General features: G+C 69.7%; 16 protein-coding genes. 5 read left to right on the top strand and 11 right to left on the bottom strand.

Features of this window, described 5'->3' with window-relative positions:
* The first annotated feature begins 137 nt into the window (after positions 1 to 137).
* The gene (gene smc, locus JYJ93_RS30235) at positions 138 to 3,746 is read left to right on the top strand and encodes a chromosome segregation protein SMC (protein ID WP_206798037.1); all 3,609 of its coding nucleotides are present in this window, start codon (positions 138 to 140) and stop codon (positions 3,744 to 3,746) included.
* 95 nt (positions 3,747 to 3,841) lie between these two features.
* Here the strand turns inward: smc and JYJ93_RS30230 are convergent, their stop codons facing one another.
* The 6 genes from JYJ93_RS30230 to groES form a co-directional block, all read right to left on the bottom strand.
* Positions 3,842 to 5,050 carry a hypothetical protein gene (locus JYJ93_RS30230; protein WP_206798036.1) on the bottom strand — a complete coding sequence of 403 codons (1,209 nt, stop codon included), beginning with the start codon at positions 5,048 to 5,050 and terminating at the stop codon, positions 3,842 to 3,844.
* A 47-nt stretch (positions 5,051 to 5,097) separates the two neighbouring features.
* Positions 5,098 to 6,480 (bottom strand): sigma 54-interacting transcriptional regulator, encoded by a 1,383-nt coding sequence (locus JYJ93_RS30225; RefSeq protein WP_206798035.1) that lies wholly within the window; start codon positions 6,478 to 6,480, stop codon positions 5,098 to 5,100.
* 200 nt (positions 6,481 to 6,680) lie between these two features.
* Positions 6,681 to 7,100, bottom strand: coding sequence for a hypothetical protein (locus tag JYJ93_RS30220; RefSeq protein WP_206798034.1), 420 nt, complete (start codon positions 7,098 to 7,100; stop codon positions 6,681 to 6,683).
* 98 nt (positions 7,101 to 7,198) lie between these two features.
* Positions 7,199 to 7,456, bottom strand: coding sequence for a glutaredoxin 3 (grxC, locus tag JYJ93_RS30215; RefSeq protein WP_206798033.1), 258 nt, complete (start codon positions 7,454 to 7,456; stop codon positions 7,199 to 7,201).
* Between the two features lie 167 nt (positions 7,457 to 7,623).
* Positions 7,624 to 9,276 carry a chaperonin GroEL gene (gene groL, locus JYJ93_RS30210; protein ID WP_120591818.1) on the bottom strand — a complete coding sequence of 551 codons (1,653 nt, stop codon included), beginning with the start codon at positions 9,274 to 9,276 and terminating at the stop codon, positions 7,624 to 7,626.
* Between the two features lie 47 nt (positions 9,277 to 9,323).
* Positions 9,324 to 9,614, bottom strand: a complete 291-nt coding sequence (gene groES / locus JYJ93_RS30205) for a co-chaperone GroES (RefSeq protein WP_014395362.1) — start codon at positions 9,612 to 9,614, stop codon at positions 9,324 to 9,326.
* Positions 9,615 to 10,054: 440 nt separating this feature from the next.
* Between groES and JYJ93_RS30200 the strand changes: the two genes are divergently transcribed.
* The 3 genes from JYJ93_RS30200 to JYJ93_RS30190 are packed head-to-tail and all read left to right on the top strand — an operon-like array spanning position 10,055 to position 11,831.
* Positions 10,055 to 10,654, top strand: coding sequence for a hypothetical protein (locus JYJ93_RS30200; RefSeq protein WP_120621900.1), 600 nt, complete (start codon positions 10,055 to 10,057; stop codon positions 10,652 to 10,654).
* The gene (locus tag JYJ93_RS30195; RefSeq protein ID WP_206798032.1) at positions 10,644 to 11,315 is read left to right on the top strand and encodes a hypothetical protein; all 672 of its coding nucleotides are present in this window, start codon (positions 10,644 to 10,646) and stop codon (positions 11,313 to 11,315) included. Before JYJ93_RS30200 ends, JYJ93_RS30195 begins: the two co-directional genes overlap by 11 nt.
* A 39-nt stretch (positions 11,316 to 11,354) precedes the next feature.
* Entirely contained in the window at positions 11,355 to 11,831 is a 477-nt protein-coding gene (locus JYJ93_RS30190; RefSeq protein ID WP_206798031.1) for an NUDIX hydrolase, read from the top strand.
* A 10-nt stretch (positions 11,832 to 11,841) separates the two neighbouring features.
* Here JYJ93_RS30190 and rpoZ read toward each other — a convergent pair whose 3' ends face one another.
* Positions 11,842 to 12,081 carry a DNA-directed RNA polymerase subunit omega gene (rpoZ, locus tag JYJ93_RS30185; protein WP_014395366.1) on the bottom strand — a complete coding sequence of 80 codons (240 nt, stop codon included), beginning with the start codon at positions 12,079 to 12,081 and terminating at the stop codon, positions 11,842 to 11,844.
* Positions 12,082 to 12,429: 348 nt separating this feature from the next.
* Between rpoZ and JYJ93_RS30180 the strand changes: the two genes are divergently transcribed.
* On the top strand, positions 12,430 to 13,305 hold the full coding sequence (locus tag JYJ93_RS30180) for an SDR family oxidoreductase (RefSeq protein WP_206798030.1): 876 nt from the start codon (positions 12,430 to 12,432) through the stop codon (positions 13,303 to 13,305).
* A 6-nt stretch (positions 13,306 to 13,311) separates the two neighbouring features.
* Here JYJ93_RS30180 and JYJ93_RS30175 read toward each other — a convergent pair whose 3' ends face one another.
* The 4 genes from JYJ93_RS30175 to JYJ93_RS30160 form a co-directional block, all read right to left on the bottom strand.
* Positions 13,312 to 13,668, bottom strand: a complete 357-nt coding sequence (locus tag JYJ93_RS30175) for a DoxX family protein (protein WP_206798029.1) — start codon at positions 13,666 to 13,668, stop codon at positions 13,312 to 13,314.
* Positions 13,669 to 13,725: 57 nt separating this feature from the next.
* Positions 13,726 to 15,363 (bottom strand): phosphoglucomutase (alpha-D-glucose-1,6-bisphosphate-dependent), encoded by a 1,638-nt coding sequence (gene pgm, locus JYJ93_RS30170; protein ID WP_206798028.1) that lies wholly within the window; start codon positions 15,361 to 15,363, stop codon positions 13,726 to 13,728.
* Positions 15,364 to 15,508: 145 nt separating this feature from the next.
* Positions 15,509 to 16,807, bottom strand: a complete 1,299-nt coding sequence (locus tag JYJ93_RS30165; RefSeq protein WP_206798027.1) for an AmpG family muropeptide MFS transporter — start codon at positions 16,805 to 16,807, stop codon at positions 15,509 to 15,511.
* A 122-nt stretch (positions 16,808 to 16,929) separates the two neighbouring features.
* Complete coding sequence (locus JYJ93_RS30160; RefSeq protein WP_206798026.1) at positions 16,930 to 17,895, bottom strand: hypothetical protein; 966 nt, start codon at positions 17,893 to 17,895, stop codon at positions 16,930 to 16,932.
* Position 17,896 lies beyond the last annotated feature (1 nt).

Below are 17,896 nucleotides of genomic sequence, written 5' to 3'. Positions count from 1 at the left end.
GGGTCATGCGTGGCATGGTCACGCTTGATCCGCGGTGGGGTGCGTTGGTACTCCTGCCGAACGCTGCGGAGCCGATTTTCCGGCCTCGCGCGCGTTTTCACCCCGTCTTGCGACGGCCTGTAGGGAGAACCGCTGGCATGCGAATCAAGCGCCTGGACATCACCGGCTTCAAGTCGTTCATGGAGCGGAGCGTCTTCTCCTTCGACGAAGGCGTCACGGGCGTCGTCGGCCCCAACGGGTGTGGCAAATCCAACGTCGTGGACGCCATCCGCTGGGTGATGGGCGAGCAGAGCGCGAAGAACCTGCGCGGCCGCGGCATGGAAGACGTCATCTTCAACGGCTCGGAGAACAAGCCGCCCCTGTCCATGGCGGAGGTGTCGCTCACCTTCCTCGTGGACGACACGGACACGCTGGCGCCCCAGTACCAGGGCTTCAGTGAGATCACCGTGACGCGCCGCCTGTTCCGCAACGGCGACTCCGAGTACCTCATCAACAAGACCGTCTGCCGCCTGCTGGACATCACCGAGCTGTTCCTCGGCACGGGCGTGGGCACCAAGGCCTACTCCATCATCGAGCAGGGCCGCGTGGGCCTCATCGTCTCCAGCAAGCCGGAGGACCGCCGGCACCTCCTGGAGGAGGCCGCGGGCGTCACCAAGTACAAGGCCCGCCGCAAGGCCGCCGAGCGCAAGATGGAGGCCACCGAGGCCAACCTCCTGCGTGTCAACGACATCACCAACGAGCTGGAGAAGCGGCTCGACACGCTGTCGCGCCAGGCGAAGAAGGCGGAGAAGTACCGCAAGCTCAAGGCGCGCATGCGGGAGATTGATCTGCACTCCACCAGCCACCGCTCGCTGGAGCTGATGGCGGAGAAGCGCGTGCTCCAGTCGCGCCTGGAGAACCTGGGCGGCGAGGAGCGCGAGGGCCTGGACAAGGTGAAGGAGCTGGAGGAGGCCATCACCCGGCGCCGCGCGGAGTTGGACGCGGAAGGGGCGGCCCTCCAGCAGTACGCCGGCGAGGTGCACGCGCTGGAGAGCGCCCTGCAGCGCGAGGCGCAGGAGCTGTCCTACGGCCGCCGCGACTTCGAGGAGACCGGCACGCGCGTGGAGTCCGCGCAGGCGGAGCTGGACGCGCTGCTCGCGCGGCAGGCGGAGGTCGTGCGGACCATGACGGCCCGCGAGGCGGAGCTGTCGGGCATCGCCGGCTCGTACAAGGAAGACGAAGTGGCCATGGCGGTGGCCCTGGAGGAGCAGCGCCGCGTCTCCGTGCTGCAGACGGAAATCTCCCTGCGCCTGGAGCAGGAGCGGGCGGGGCTGGTCGCCGTGGCCACGCGCCTGGCGAACCACGAGAGCAACCTGGTCAACCTCGCGCGCCAGCGCGCGGACCTGGAGGCCCGCCGCGCGAAGCTGGGCGGTGAGCTGGAGGCCCTGCGCGCCCAGGAGCAGGAGCTGGACGCCGTGCGCACCCAGGCGGCCCGGCACGTGGAGGACACGCGCCACCTGGCCTCCGAGCTGGCCGAGCGCCGCGGCCAGGAGGAGGAGGCCCTCACCCGCACGCGCGAGGCCTTCACGGAGAACGAGGTCCAGGTCATCGCGCTGCGCGAGGAGCTGAGCGACAAGCGCAGCCGCCTGTCCTCCCTGGAGGACATCCAGAAGAACTACGACGGCTTCGACCGGGGCGTGCGCGCCGTCATGGTGCGCGCGGCGGAGGCGGCCCGCGAGCAGGGCATCTTCGGCCTGGTGGCGGACGTCCTCACGGTCACCAACGCCCGCTACGAGCGCGCGGTGGAGGCCGCCCTGGGCGAGCGGCTCCAGCACGTCATCGTGGACAGCCGCGAGAAGGGCGTGGAGCTGGTGGAGTACCTGAAGGGCCACGCCGAAGGGCGCGGCACCTTCCTGCCGGTGCCCTCCGGCGAGCAGGCCCGCGCCTACGTGGAGCCGGACCTCTCTCTTCCGGGTGTGCTGGCGCACGCGCTCAAGGAAGTGTCCTGCGAGCCCGCGCTGGAGCCGGTGCTCAAGCTGCTCCTGGGCGACGTGGTCATCGTCCAGGACCTGGCCGCCGCGCGCGAGTACGCGGAGAGCACCCCCGTGCCCGTCACGCTCGTCACGCTGGACGGCGAGGTGTTCCGCGCGGACGGCTCCATCACCGGCGGCGAGCGAGAGGGCGCGGCCGTGGGCGCGCTCCAGAAGAAGCGCGAGATCGCGGAGCTGGCGGCCGAGGTGGCCCGCGTGGAGGAGCGCTACAACGAAATCCTGACCCGCCACTACACGCTCCAGAAGCAGATGGGACAGGCGGAGGCCGTCCTCAAGGGCCTGGGCAAGGAGCAGCACGCGGAGGAGGTCAACCTGGCCAGCCAGGAGAAGGACCTCCACAAGGCGAGCGAGGACCTGGCCCGGGTGCGCGAGCGGCTGCGCTCGCTGGAGGGCGAGGAGGGGCAGCTCGCGCAGAGCCACACCGCGCTCGCCAACGAGGAGGAGTCCAGCCGCGGCGAGGTGGCCCACGGCCAGGCGGACCGCGAGGCGCGCGAGGAGCGCGTGCGCCAGTACGCGGGCGAGCTGGAGGGGCTGCGCCAGCGCGCGGACACGGCGTCCTCGGACCTGATGGGCCTGCGCGTGAAGGTGGCCGCCGGCAGCGAGCGCGGCGAGTCCGCGCGCAAGGAGCTGGAGAGCCTGGTGGCGCAGCGCCGCGACATGGAGGCGCGCGTCAGCCGCCTGCAGGCCACGGTGACGGAGGGCCGCGCCAAGGTGGAAGCGCTGCAGGGCCGGCTCGCGGAGCTGGAGTCCACCAAGGACCAGCGGGCGGAGGAGCACCGCGTGGCCGCGGAGGCCCTGGAGGCCCGCCGCACCGCGCACACCACCGCCACCACCGAGGTGCGCGAGCAGGACACCGCCTTCCGCGAGCTGCGCGGCCGGCTGGACGAACTCATGCAGGGCCTGTCGCAGATCACCCTGCGCGAGAAGGAGATTGGCCTGGAGCTGGAGCACCTGGCCGCCGGCATCCGCGAGCGCTACCAGCTGGAGCTGTCCGCGGAGCTGCACAACTACCACCTGCTGGCGCCGCTCTCGCCGGAAGTGGAGAGCGAGCTCAAGGACCTGCGCGCGCAGGTGGAGAAGATGGGGGAGATCAACCTCACCGCCATCGACGAGCACGCGGAGCTGTCCAAGCGCTTCGAGTTCCTCTCCAGCCAGCGTCAGGACCTCCAGGCGTCCATCAGCCAGCTGAAGGAAGCCATCGTCCGCATCGACGCGACGAGCCGCGAGCGCTTCAAGCAGACCTTCGACGTGGTGAACGACAAGTTCCAGGCCATCTTCCCGCGCCTGTTCGGCGGTGGCCGCGCCAGCCTCATCCTCACGCAGGAGGGCCCCAACGGTGAGCCGGGCGTCGAAATCGTGGCCCAGCCGCCAGGCAAGAAGCTCCAGAGCGTCAACCTGCTCTCCGGTGGCGAGAAGGCCCTCACCGCCGTGGCGCTCATCTTCGGCATCTTCCTGATCAAACCCACCCCCTTCTGCCTCCTGGACGAGGTCGACGCGCCGCTGGATGAGGGCAACGTGGGCCGCTACAACGACATGGTGAAGGAGATGAGCCGCCAGTCGCAGTTCATCCTCATCACCCACAACAAGCGCACCATGGAGATCGCCGACACGCTCTACGGCGTCACCATGGAGGAGCCCGGCATCTCCAAGCTCGTCAGCGTGAAGATGCGCGAGGCCTCCGCGCACAACGACGACAAGGTCCCCGCCGCGTCGTAGGCGCGGGACAGGGCCGGTCGCTGGAAAAGAAGACGGGCGCCCCGGAGAGGTTCCTCCGGAGCGCCCGTTGTCATTTCAGCGGCTTGAGCGAAGGACTACTTCTTCTTCGTCGGCGAGTAGCTCTTCTTCGGGCAGGCGCCCTGGTCCGCGGCCAGACGCTGCTGGGCGGCGGTGAGGTCCTTCTGGGTGTTGGCCAGGGCCTCCTGGCTGGCGGTCTCCACCGGGGCCCAGTCTTCCTTCTGGGTCTTGAGCTGCTGCACCAGCGTCAGGGTCGTCTGGTCCACCGTCTCCTGCGCCTTGAGCGCGTCCACCCACTTGGTGGCCGAGTCCACCAGCGCCTGGCACTTGGAGGACAGCTCGTCGAAGAGCTTGTAGTCCTTCGTCTTGGTGTACTTCTGCACGACGGCGTCATACGTGTCCGCCGCGTTGGTGCGCGCGCCGAAGGCGATGGCGGACGCGGCGGCCGTCTGGGTGCGCGCCAGCTCCAGCTGGAAGAAGCGCAGCTCCGGCGGCATGCTCGCGGAGGCCTCCACCGGGGCCTGCGAGTTGAAGAACACGAAGCGGAACGGGAACTTCAGCTCGCCGGACGTCGTCGCCGGCATGGCGGCGACCTTCGCCTGGAGGCAGGACGCCAGCTGATCGCCTTCCGTGCTGCCGGAGGGCTTGAAGACGACCTCCGTCGGGTTGGGCTGGCCCTTCACGATGTGGATGTCGGACGTCAGCACCGGCGGCGTGGACTCCTTGAAGCCGGCGAAGCAGTCGCACCAGCTCTTCTCCGCCAGGCGCACCGTGCCGGAGAAGTCCGAGCCCTCGTTGATGCCCATGGTGACGGAGGGGTTGTTCGCGCTGGCGTGGTCGTACTCGTACGAGGCCTCCACCGGCTTCGCGTCCGCCGCCAGCGCCGCGGGCTTCACGTGCGTGTCCAGCACCTGCTGGATGCAGGCGGTGCCGGCCGGGGTGAGGTTCTCACCGGAGACGGCGTGCGTGGCGCCCTGCGCGTTGACGGTGGACTTCACCATCACCTTGGTGCTGGCGGCCGGGCCGCGGTGGGCCGGATCCACCAGGCACTCCAGCACGTCCGGGCGGACGCTCAGGAGCGCGCCCACGAGGACGCCCTCGTTGGCGGGGGAGGGCAGGGTCTGCTCGCGCGGGAAGCAGGTCGCCAGGTCGAACGGGGGCTGGTTGGTGATGCGCAGCCGCTCTTCCTTGGTCATCTGCTTCTGACCTTCGGTGGCTTCGGTCTTCTGCTGGCCCGCACAGGCGGCGGTGAGGATGACGGAGGCGACGGCGAGACGCTTCAGCATGGTGAGGCTTTCTCCCGGTTGGGGTGAGGGGGACTGCGCTCGGGCGCTCACTTCTCCAGGCCCTCGGCGTTCTTGAGGTCCTTGAGGCGGAGCCCGTTCTTCTTCAACAGGCGGTAGAGGCTCTGCATGGACAGGCCGGTGCGCTGCTCCGCGGCCTTCATGTCGAAGGCCACCTCGCGCATCACCTCGGCGAAGTACAGCCGCTCGAAGTCCGCGAGCACGCGGTCCTTCGCTTCGTGGTACGGCATGCCGGTGACGATGGCGGCCACGTTGGTGGCGGGCTCCGTGCCTTCCGTGCGCTTGGGCGCGTGCGCCAGGAAGTCCAGCCAGCTGGTGTTGCCCGTCTCCTGCATCAGCGCGCCGCGCTCCAGCACGTTGCGCAACTCGCGCACGTTGCCCGGCCAGTCGTAGCCCTCGAAGAGGGCCAGCGTCTGCGGCGTCAATTCCAGCGCGGCCTTCATGCCGCGCGACAGGGCCTGCGACAGCGTGGGGATGTCGTCGCGGCGGGTGCGCAGGGGCGGCAGCTTCACGCGCGCCACCGCGAGCCGGAAGTAGAGGTCCGCGCGGAAGCGGCCCTGGCGCACGTCCTCCTCCAGGTTGCGGTGCGTGGAGGCGATGACGCGCACGTCCACCGCCACCGGCTGCCCGTCCAGCGACGGCACCTCGCGCGTCTCCAGCACGCGCAAGAGCTTGCCCTGCACGGACAGGGGCAATTCGCCCACCTCGTCCAGGAAGAGCGTGCCGCCGCGCGCCGCCTCGAAGATGCCGCGCGCGCCCTTGTCCTCGTTCTCCCCGGCGCGCAGGCCGCCGAACAGCTCGCGCTCCGCCTTCTCCTCGGAGATGAGGTTGCAGTCCACGACCTTGAAGGCGCCGTGGCGGCGCAGCGAGTGCTGGTGCACCGCTCGCGCGGCCAGTTCCTTGCCCGTGCCCGTCTCACCCTCGACGAGCAGGTTCATGTCCTCCCGCGCGATGCGGCGCAGCTCCGTGAAGACCCAGCGCATCTTCTCCGAGCTGCCCACGAGCTGCCCGAAGGACTCCGCGCCGGCGACCTCCACCTCCGTCGCGCGCGCGGCCACCTTCACGGCCAGCTTCGTCTTGCCCAGCTCCACCTTGTCGCCGCTGGAGACGAAGGCCTGCAGGATGCGCCGCCCGTCGAGGAACGTGCCGTTGCGGCTGCCGGTGTCGCGCAGCAGCAGGCCCTGCGGCAGCCGCTCCACCTCCAGGTGACGGCGGCTCACCGTCGGGTCGCTCAGCACCAGGTCGCCCGCGGCGTCGGAGCCCACGCGCACCAGCGAGTCCTGGGTGGTGACCTTCTTGCCCTTGTCCGGACCGCCCACCACCTCCACCGTCCACTCGTGAAGGGGGACGCGGGTGGCCTGGGCCTCGCGCTCCGCGTGGACGGTTTCGGTGACATCCGGTCTGTCAATCATGGTCACGGACCCCTGGTCGCAACGGGGCGTGGGGGGCAAAAACACCCCTCGTCGCCCTCAATCCCGCCTCTTTAGGGGGGACTGCACACACGGGGCAAGCGGAACAAGTAGACGCGGAAACGTCCGTTGAAGATGAAGACAGAAGGGGCCCGGCCGCCCCAACCGGGGACGTCGGGCCTGCCTTCCGGACTTCCCCCGCCTCAGTACTTCGCGGGTGCGTCGCTCGCGGGGAACGACTCCTTGGACTGCTCGTCCACCTCGTCGTCGCCGGGGCTGCCGCCGGAGCGCACGCTCGCGTTGGTGGGGCCCTTCACCTCGCGCGTGGGGACCTCCGCGTTCGCCTTGCCGCGCTTCGTGCCCCTGGACTCCGGGGCCGCACGGCCCGTGCCGGCCTGCGCGTTCATCATGCGCGCGCCCAGCAGGTTCTTGGCGCGCTCGGCCAGGTTGCGCTGCTCGTCCTGCCAGTCGCGGAAGAGCTGCGCCAGCTCCTGGTCGCCCGCGGCCTCCGCGTCGCGCAGGTACTGCGCGCTCACCGACGCGCCCTTGAGCAGGTGGTACAGCGTGCTGATGAGGTCGTGGTGTTCATCCCGGGTCCCCGTGACTTCCTGTCCGCCCGCCATGGTGTTCCTCCCGTGAAAGGGGGTGAATGCCTTGAGGAAGAAGGTAGGCACGGGCAACGCGGGTGGCGTCCGGGCACGGGGCCCGGCCGCCTGGCTGCTCAAGCCTGGAGCATGGGGTCCAGCTTGCCCTCGCGGTCCAGCGCCGCCATGTCGGAGTAGCCGCCCACGTGCGTATCGCCGATGAAGATCTGCGGCACGGTGCGCTGACCGTTGCTCATCTCCACCAGCTTCGCGCGGGCGTCGTCGTCCCCGGTGACGTCCACCTCTTCGTAGGCCACGCCCTTGCGCTTGAGCAGGTCCTTCGCGCGCACGCAAAAGCCACAGTAGGTCGTCGTGTAGATCTTCACGGGCTTCATGGAATTCCTCCTGGCTCTCTTGATGCCAAACCTAAGGGGCCGTTGCGCGGGTGGCCACGGCCTTCGCGCGTGCCTGGCCCCTTGAAACACGACGGCCCCCGGAACCCAGGTGGGCGCCGGAGGCCGTCAGGTCCATCCCCGGGACTGCTGGGGGACGGGTGGGGCGACTACATGCCCATGCCGCCCATACCGCCCATGCCACCCATGCCGCCCATGCCACCGCCGGCGGCGCCCTTGTCGTCGTCCGCCTTCGGGCGCTCGGCGACCATGGCCTCCGTGGTGAGCATCAGCGAGGCGACCGACGCCGCGTTCTGCAGCGCGGTGCGGCTCACCTTGGCCGGGTCGATGACGCCCGCGGCCAGCAGGTCCTCGTAGGTGCCCGTGGCGGCGTTGAAGCCGAAGGCGCCCGTGCCCTCCTTGACCTTGTTCACCACCACGCTGCCCTCCAGGCCGCCGTTGCCGACGATCTGACGCAGCGGCTCCTCGACGGAGCGGCGGATGATGTCGACGCCGGACTTCTCACCGTCGGCGACCTTCAGGGTCTCCAGGGCCTTGAGGCAGCGGATGTAGGCCACGCCGCCGCCGGGGACGACGCCCTCTTCCACGGCCGCGCGGGTCGCGTTGAGCGCGTCCTCCACGCGGGCCTTCTTCTCCTTCATCTCCGTCTCGGTCGCGGCGCCCACGTTGATGACGGCCACGCCGCCCACGAGCTTCGCGAGGCGCTCCTGGAGCTTCTCACGGTCGTAGTCGCTGGAGGTCTCCTCCACCTGGGCGCGGATCTGCTTCACGCGCGCCTCGATCTCCGACTGGCTGCCCGCGCCGTCGACGACCGTGGTGTTGTCCTTGTCGATGGTGACGCGCTTCGCGCGGCCCAGGTCCTGGAGCGTCAGCGTGTCCAGCTTGATGCCCAGGTCCTCGGCGATCATCCGGCCGCCGGTGAGGACCGCGATGTCCTCCAGCATGGCCTTGCGGCGGTCGCCGAAGCCCGGCGCCTTCACCGCCGCCACGTTCAGCACGCCGCGGATCTTGTTCACCACCAGGGTGGCCAGGGCCTCGCCCTCGACCTCCTCGGCGATGATCAGCAGGGGCTTACCGGCGCGCGCCACCTGCTCCAGGATGGGGAGCAGGTCCTTCATCGACGAGATCTTCTTCTCGTGGATGAGGATGAGGGCGTCGTTCAGCACGACCTCCATGCGCTCCGGATCCGTCACGAAGTACGGGGACAGGTAGCCGCGGTCGAACTGCATGCCCTCGACGACGTCCAGGGTGGTGTCCAGGCCCTTGGCCTCTTCCACCGTGATGACGCCCTCCTTGCCGACCTTCTCCATCGCGTCCGCGATGATCTGGCCGATGGTGGTGTCACCGTTCGCGGAGATGGTGCCGACCTGGGCGATCTCCTTGTTGCCCTTGGTCGGCTTCGCCAGCGTCTTCAGCTCGGCGGTGATGGCGGCGACGGCCTTGTCGATGCCGCGCTTGATGTCCATCGGGTTGTGGCCCGCGGCGACCAGCTTCGCGCCCTCGCGGAAGATGGCCTGCGCCAGCACGGTGGCCGTCGTGGTGCCGTCACCCGCGACGTCGGAGGTCTTGGAGGCGACCTCCTTGACCATCTGGGCGCCCATGTTCTCGAACTTGTTCTCCAGTTCGATTTCCTTCGCCACCGTCACGCCGTCCTTCGTGATGGTGGGGGAGCCGAAGCTCTTCTCGATGACGACGTTGCGGCCCTTGGGCCCCAGGGTCACCTTGACCGCGTCGGCCAGGATGTTCACGCCGCGCAGGATGGCGTCACGCGCGCGCACTTCGAAAATGATGTCCTTCGCCATGGTCTGAATCCTCTAGAAGTTGGGAGTGGAAAGACGAACGGCGGGCTTCACTTCTCGATGATGCCCAGCACGTCCTCTTCGCGGAGGATCAGGTGATCCTCGCCGTCCAGCTTGATCTCCGTGCCCGCGTACTTGCTGAAGAGGATGGTGTCGCCGGCCTTGATGTCCATGGCGCGCACCTTGCCGTCCTCCAGCACCTTGCCGTTACCGACGGCGATCACCTTGCCCTCGAGCGGCTTCTCCTTCGCCGTGTCGGGGATGAAGAGGCCGCCCTTGGTCTTGTTCTCCTCGGCGACGCGCTTGATGATGAGCCGATCCTGCAGGGGACGAATCTTCATGGCTTGCTCCTGTGAATCGCGGCGGCCGGAGGCGGACGGAAGGTCCGGACCGGGATGCCGCAGGGGTGATTGAAAAGGTCCTGTGGGCCCCGGCGTTGGCACTCGCACCCACTGAGTGCTAACGCCCAGGCGCGGCGGATAATAACCAGGGACTTCACCTCGTCAAGCGACGTCGGGACATCTGTCTGGATGCCGCTAAAGCCCCGTCCTGATTGGGCTTTTCCGAAAAACATTCCCACCTGTCGCACCTGCCCGCCAGGCCGTGCGGGGTGTCCGGACGTTGGCACTCGCCCCGGGCGAGTGCCAGCGTAAGTGCTTGATAAGACTTGGGTCGGTTTTGCCGACGCCGTGCGACATGGCTACTCTTCCGGGAAGCGTGTCCTGGAAGCTTCGGGCGCTGGCCCGGGGGCCTTCCAGGCTTCATCCGGGAGGTGTGCTCGATGAGCGGACTGGTGACGTCCTCTTCCTCGCTGAAGGAGTTCTTCCGGGAGCTCCTCTTGGAGGTCTCGGCCCGGCAGCGGGTGGCGCTGGGCGAGTCCACCGAGTTCTACCTGGTGAACCTGCTGGCGGAGTTCGCGGCCACGGACAAGCTGTTCAGCCGTGACGCGGAGGGCCGGCGGGACCACGAGCCGCTGGCGGAGCTGTACCACCGCTCGCTGCAGCAGGAGCGTGAGGAGCGCATCCGCACGCTGCGGCGGCTGGGCGACGTGTCGCTCTACAAGGTCGGCTTCTTCTCCGGCGCGCTGCAGCAGGGGATGGTGGGCCCGGACTACTACATCCAGATGGGCGGAGCCGCGTACGGCCAGGTGGCGGAGCTGGTGCCCGCGGGCGGCTTCACCGGCGTGTACCGCGAGCTGTGCGACAAGTTCCGTTCGCTCGTGGAGGTGCTGGAGGAGATCAGCGCGCGCGGCCTGGTGAGCGCGGGGCCCGCGGGCGCGCTGCGCGTCTACGAGTCCTGGGTGCGCACGGGCAACGACAAGCTGGAGCGGGTGCTGGTGGACGCGGGTTGGATTCCGCGCAAGGGGCCGCTTGCCAACTGACGCCGGGGACTTCCCGCTCGTGGGGCGCCTCCAGGCCCACCTGGAGGCCATCTACGGCTTCCAGTGCGAGGCCCGCGCGGAGGCCTTCGTGGTGGTGGACGCACAGGTCGCCGCGCTGCTGGGCGGCACCGGGCGCGCGCAGGAGGAGCTGCTCGTCCTGGAGGCCCGGGGCGGCCTGGAGGTGGCGCTCTACCTGGACCCCGGCTTGCGTGAGCGGATGGAGCGCTACGCGGGCAGCCCGCTGGCTTCCGTGCTGGAGGGCGACCTGGACGGCTACTGCCAGGTGACCGAAGGCGTCAGCCACTTCCTCTACGTCGCGCACACGGCGCACTACGAGCGCACGGTGTCGCTCTTGGAGCTGGAGGCCCAGGCGGAGGTGGACAAGTTCGTCGTGTGCCTCATGCACCGCTGGGGCGAGGGCGTGGCCGGGTGGGCGCGGGAGCTTTTGGGGCGCCTCTTCGACCGCGTGGCGTACCAGCCGCTGCTGTCCGTGGAGGAGCGCTGGCGCTACGAGGAGGCGAACCGGCTGTCCCGGCGCTTCTGCGCGCGGCTCATGGGGCACGTCCTGAGCCGGCGGTTGGACCGGCTCCTCGGCGACCTGCGTTATGCCTACCGGTTGGGGGCGGAGGCCAAGCTGCGCCACTTCGCGCACGGCGGTTGAGGGGTCCCGGCCGCCGCCTGCATCGGGTAGGGTGGGGGCATGCCGCGCGAGGCGTCCTCAGGAGGCATCGTCATCCGCTTCCAGGACGGGGCCTGGGAGGTCGCCGTCATCCGTCCGCACGGGCGCCACCTGTGGGCGCTGCCCAAGGGCCACGTGGACCCTGGCGAGACGCCGGAGCAGACCGCGCGGCGCGAGGTGAAGGAGGAGACGGGGCTCTCCGGCGTGGCGCTGCTCGCGCCCCTGGGGGAGATCCGCTACGTCTACCAGTTCCGGGGGCAGCGCATCTTCAAGCGCGTCCACTTCTTCCTCTTCCGCTACGAGGCGGGGGAGCTGGGGCCGCTGCCGGGGCCGCGCGTGGAGGTGGACGAGGTGCGCTGGATGCCGCTCGAGGGGCTGATTCCGGCGCTGGGCTACAAGGGTGAGAAGGCCGTCGCCGGCCGGGCGCTGCGGTGGATGCGCGCCCAGGGCCTGGCGCCCGGAGCTCCTCCCCCCGCGGAGGGGAAGGAGCCGGGGTAGCGCGGGAAGGCTACTTCTTGGCTTCCTCGCCCACGTACTTGCCGGACAGCGCCTCGCGCACATCGCGGTCGAACTTCACGCGCTGGGTGGCGACCTCGCGCAGGGCGAGCACGGGCGGCTTGTTCTTCGAGGTCTCGATGATGGGCCGGGCGCCGGCCATCAGCTGGCGCGCGCGCTTGGCGCCCAGGAGCACCAGCGCGAACCGGTTGTCCACGTAGGGAAGGCAGTCTTCAACGGTAACGCGGGCCATGGAACATCCTTCTTGGCTCTGACCGAGCCGGTGGAAGCCTCTCAACCTAAAGAGCGGGTCTGGATCAGTCAAGGAAGGATGGCGGGCCGGAAGAGTGCTCGGCAGCCGACCCGCCCACACGCGAGGTGTTGGCTGACGTACGCTCCATTCTCAACTTCCGGAATTCGAGACCAAAGGCCTCAACGGATCAGAAGGGGTGCGTTTTTCGAGTAGGGAATGGAACGCCAGGGTGGGTCCAAATCGCCCCGTCGCCGGCCGGTTTCCGGGGTGGCGGGTTCGCGGGAGGAGGTTGCTCATGAGCGCAGGAGCGTCGTCTGGCGCCGGCCGTGTCCGGCGGGTGGCGGAGGGGTGGCCGTGGTGAGTGGGCCGGTGCTCGTCACGGGGCCCACGGGCAACGTGGGGCGCGCGGTGGTGCGCGCGCTCTTATCCGAAGGGGTGGCGGTGCGCGCGGCGGTGAAGTCGCCGGAGCACACGGTGTCGCTGCTCAAGGAGATGGACGGGGACGTGATGCCCATGCCGCTGGACTTCCTGCGGCCGGAGACGTTCCTCCCCGCGCTGGAGGGCGTGCGGGGCGTGTTCCTGATGCATCCGCCGGCCATCGCCCACGCGGAAGGGACGCTCAACGCGTTCATCGACGCCGCCGCCACGCAGGGCGTGAAGCAGGTGGTGTTCCTGTCCATGGCGGGGGCACAGACGCGCGCGTGGGCGCCGCACCACGCGGTGGAGGCGCACCTGATGCGCTCCAACGTCGGGTGGACGCTGCTGCGCCCGGCGTTCTTCGCGCAGAACCTGGGGGACGCGTACCGCGAGGACATCCGCCAGGACGGCCGGCTCTACATGCCCGCGGGCCACGGCAAGGTGGCCTTCGTGGACGTGCGCGACGTGGGGGAGGTGGCGGCGCGGGCGCTCTTGGACACGTCGCTGCGCAACCGCGCCTTCACGCTCACCGGCCTGGAGGCGGTGACGTTCGAGGAGGTCGCGTCCGTGCTGTCGGAGGTGCTGGGCCGGCCCATCCGCTACGTGCCCGCGTCGGTGCCCGGCTACGTGCGCCACCTGCACCAGCGCCGGCTGTCCTGGGGCCAGTTGGGCATGCAGACGCTGATGCACGTGGGGCTTCGCTTCGGGAAGGCGGAGCAGGTGGACCCTACGCTCACCAATCTCTTGGGCCGTCCCACGCGCACGGTGCGCCAGTACATCGAGGACCACGCGCCGCTCTGGCGCTGAAGCGCCTCAGGCGTACCAGAGCGCCCAGGCGATGAGCACGACCTGGAGCGGCAGCCGCGCCCAGAGCAGGGCCCGGGGAATCTTCCGGAACTGCTCCGGGTGGCGGGCCATGTGGAGGTTCGCGGGGAACACCGCGACGAAGAGCGCGACCAGGCCCCAGGCCGCGAGCCGCGTGGTGGCGGGCACCAGCAGGAAGATGCCCAGCAGCACCTCCGCCACGCCGCTCAAGAGCACCAGCTCCCGGGGCCACGGCAGGTACGGCGGCATGATGCGCATGTACATGCGGGGCTTGAGGAAGTGGTTCACTCCCGCGGCGACCATGAACAGCGCGAGCACGTACTGCAGGATGGTTTTGACGTCCATGGACGGTGGGGCTCCTCGCGCGGCATCGAAGCCCGCGCGAGGCTCCCGAGTCCACGCCTACTTTCCGGCGAACGCCTCTCCGACGATGGCGCGGGCCTCCTGGACGATGGCGTCCAGGTGCGCCTGGTCGCGGAAGCTCTCCGCGTAGATTTTGTACACGTCCTCCGTGCCGGACGGACGCGCGGCGAACCAGCCGTTCTCCGTCGTCACCTTGAGGCCGCCCAGGTCCGCGTTGTTGCCCGGCGCGCGCGTGAGGCGCTGGAGGATGGGCTCGCCGGCCAGCGACGTGGCCTTCACCGCCTCCGGCGACAGCTTCTTCAGCGCGGCCTTCTGGGCGGACGTGGCCGGCTGGTCGATGCGCGTGTACAGCGGCGCGCCGAACTTCTTCGTCAGTTCTTGATAGTGCTCGCCGGGGTCCTTGCCGGTGCGCGCCAGGACTTCCGCCGCGAGCAGGTCCAGGATGATGCCGTCCTTGTCCGTGGTCCACACGGTGCCGTCCTTGCGCAGGAAGGACGCGCCCGCGCTCTCCTCGCCGCCGAAGCCCAGGGAGCCGTCCAGCAGCCCGTCCACGAACCACTTGAAGCCCACCGGCACCTCCACCACGCGGCGGCCCAGGTCCTTGCCCACGCGGTCGATGAGGCTGCTGCTCACCAGCGTCTTGCCCACCGCCGCGTCCGCCTTCCAGCCCGGGCGGTTGCGGAAGAGGTAGTGGATGGCGACCGCGAGGTAGTGGTTCGGGTTCATCAGCCCCATGCTGCGGGTGACGATGCCGTGGCGGTCGGAGTCCGTGTCGTTGCCGAACGCGAGCGCGTACTGGTCCTTGAGCTTCACCAGGTTCGCCATCGCGTACGGCGACGAGCAGTCCATGCGGATCTTCCCGTCATGGTCCGCGGGCATGAAGCCGAAGGTGGGGTCCACGGTGGGGTTCACCACCGTGAGGTCCAGCCCGTACTTCCGGGCAATCGGCGCCCAGTAGTCCAGGTTGGAGCCGCCCAGCGGATCCGCGCCCAGCTTCAGCTTCGCGCCCCGGATGACGTCCAGGTCCACCACGTTCGCCAGGTCCGCCACGTACGGGGTGATGAAGTCATAGACCTTCACCGTGGCGCTCGCGCGCGCCTTCTCGTAGGGGACGCGCTGCACGCCCGTGTTGCCCGCGGCCATCAGCTCGTTGGCGCGCTTCTCCACCAGCGACGTGACGTTCGTGTCGGCGGGGCCGCCGTTGGGCGGGTTGTACTTGATGCCGCCGTCCTCCGGCGGGTTGTGGGACGGGGTGATGACGATGCCGTCCGCGAGCCCGCGCGTGCGGCCCCGGTTGTACGTGAGGATGGCGTGGGAGATGACCGGCGTGGGCGTGGCGCCGTCCGTGTAGCGGACCTCCACGCCGTGCGCGGCCAGCACCTCCAGCGTGGTGCGCTGGGCGGGCTCGGAGAGGGCGTGCGTGTCCATGCCCAGGAAGAGCGGGCCGTCATAGCCCTGCTGCTTGCGGTACTCGCACAGGGCCTGCGCCACCGCGAGGATGTGCGCCTCGTTGAAGCCGCGGCGCGCGGCGCTCCCCCGGTGACCGGAGGTGCCGAAGGCCACGCGCTGCTCGGCCACGGACGCGTCGGGCGTGTCGTCGTAGTACTGCGCGCGCAGCTTGTCGGGGTTGATCAGCAGGTCGCGCGAGAGGGGCTTGCCAGCGGAAGGGTGTGCCATGTCGGGGCCAACCCTAGCCGCGCGCGCTCTCAAGAGGGGAGCCGAAGTCACAGTCCCTGTCGCGCGCCTCACCCGTCCTGACGCGCTCCGTCCAGTAGCGGGCGGGGCGCGGGCTGCCGGGACGGGAGCGCGTGTCCGGAAGCCGTCAGCGCGCCACGGCGACGGAGGCCGAGGAGGACGACGCGGGCGGGACGGATTCGGGCGCGGGGGGCTCGTCCTGCTTCGGCTGGGCGGCGTTCTCCGGCAGGAACGTCAGCAGCACCAGCGCGGGGATGGCCGCCGCGGCGGTGAAGGCGAAGAAGGTGGGCCAGCCCATCCACGTGGCCAGGTATCCGGACACGGAGCCGATGAGCCGGTTGGCGATGGTGCCCAGCGCGGACAGCAGCGCGTACTGCGTGGCGCTGAAGCTCTTGTGGCACAGCGACATGATGAAGGCCGCGAACGCCGTGACGCCCAGGCCCGTGCACACGTTGTCCACGGCGATGGTGCCCGCGAGCATCAGGTCGTTCTTGCCCACCAGCGCCAGGGCCATGAAGGCCAGGTTGGTGAGGCCCTGCGCGGCGCCGAAGATGAAGAGCGCGCGGCGCATGCTGAGCTTCACCATCAGCACGCCGCCCAGCAGGCCGCCGCCGATGGTGGCCACCATGCCCAGCGTCTTGCTGAGCGCGCCAATCTCCGTGTTGGAGAAGCCCAGCTCGATGTAGAAGGGCGTCACCATGCTGGCGGCGATGGCGTCCCCCAGCTTGTAGAGCACCAGGAACGCGAGCACTCCCAGCGCGTACTCGCGGCGGAAGTAGTCCACGAAGGGCCGCACCACCGCATCCGCCAGGTTGCGCGGAGGCCTTACGCTCTGGGGCTCCGGGGCCAGCAGGGTCGCCACCACGCCCACGCCCATGAGCACGCCCATGACGTAGTACGTCCGCGACCAGCCCAGGTGGTCCGACAGGATGAACGCGAGCCCGCCCGCCACGAGCATGCCCAGCCGGTAGCCGGTGACGTACAGCGAGTTGCCCAGCCCGCGCTCCTCCAGGGTGAGGATGTCCGTTCGCCACGCGTCCGCGACGATGTCCTGGCTGGCGGACAGGAACGTCACCACCACCGCCATGCACGCCATGGCCAGCGGGGTGTCCTTCGGGTTCACCAGGCCCATGGCGGCGATGGCGCCCATGAGCAGCACCTGCGTGAGCAGCATCCAGCCGCGCCGCCGGCCCAGGAAGGGCAGAGTGTAGCGGTCCATCAGCGGCGCCCACAGCACCTTGAAGGTGTAGGGCAGCGCCACCAGGCTGAAGATGCCAATCGTCTTGAGATTGACCCCCTCGTTCTTCATCCACGCGGACAGCGTGACGCCGGTCAGCCACAGGGGGAGGCCGGACGCGAAGCCGACGGCCATCAGGAGCCAGACGCGCCGGCTCTTCAAGACGGTGAGAAGCGAGGAGTTGGGCATGGGGGCGCGGGAAACAGCCGCCAGCATAGAGAATCCACCCCGCGCGTCACCTTCCAATGGCCAGGGACTGTCCGCCCGGCTGCTGTCCGGCCCCAAGCTCAGGCGGAGCCCGGGCGGCCTCTTCAGGGCTTCGGGTCCAGCGCGGACACGTCCGGACAGGTGGCGCGGTTGCCCTCGGTGGGGGTGATGAAGTCCCAGTTGCGCTGCATGAAGGTGATGCGCGTCCGGGCGTCCCAGCACTCCGTGTACTGCGCGCCCTTCGCGTCTCCGTCCAGGATGTTGAGCACCAGCACGCCCCGGCCATCCGGCGTCCAGCGCGCCACGATGTCCAGCGTCTCCAAAAGCCCGCCGGGAATCAGGTCCGTGCCCGGCAGCCGGAACGCCATCTCCCCCAGGCCCTCGGGCGTCTGACGCGACGCATAGCGGGTGTTGGGCGTCGTGGCGCCCGCACCGGTGAAGAGCAGCTCCACGCGCGTGGGCAGCGCCTTCGTCTGGTAGTCGATGTCCAGCCGGTCCAGGTTGCGCGCGTCCCCCGTGTCGAAGCCGTGCGCGCGGGCCGCCTCGAGGTCCAGCGCGAGCGTGCCGGTGCCCTTGCGGATGCCGCCGTCCGCCTGGAAGGCGCCGGGCAAATAGGTCCACCACGCGGCCTCGCCGCCGCCCCGGGGACGGAACTGGAGGAGGTAGGTGAAGGAGTCCTCCTGGCGCTCCATCACGAAGCGCAGCTCGTGGCCCGGGTGGTCGTCCGAGGGGAAGGGGCCCCAGATGCGCCGGTCGGTTTCTCGCGTGGTGGGCGGGGCGTCGCGGAACAGCTCCAGCAGGGCGAGCAGGCCATCCACGCTGGTGTTGAACTGCGTGCCCGCTCGGTAGGCCTGGAGGGCGAGCTCCGACGTGCCGCCCAGCACCAGCGACGCGCCCAGCCGCTGGGTGCGCGGGCCCAGGCCCTGGCCGGAGCGGGCGGTGTCCGGCAGCTTCGCGGCCAGGTCCTCGCGCTGGGGCAGGGCGTTCTGGAACTCCAGGTCGTCGTTGGAGAAGTCGCCGCCGCACGCGACCGCGAGGAGACAGCAGAGGGCAAGGGCAAAGGTTCGCATC

The sequence above is a fragment of the Corallococcus sp. NCSPR001 genome (genome assembly GCF_017309135.1).
Classification (GTDB): domain Bacteria; phylum Myxococcota; class Myxococcia; order Myxococcales; family Myxococcaceae; genus Corallococcus.
Note: the sequence above shows the minus strand (reverse complement) of the source record. Positions and strands in the feature narration are given on the sequence as shown.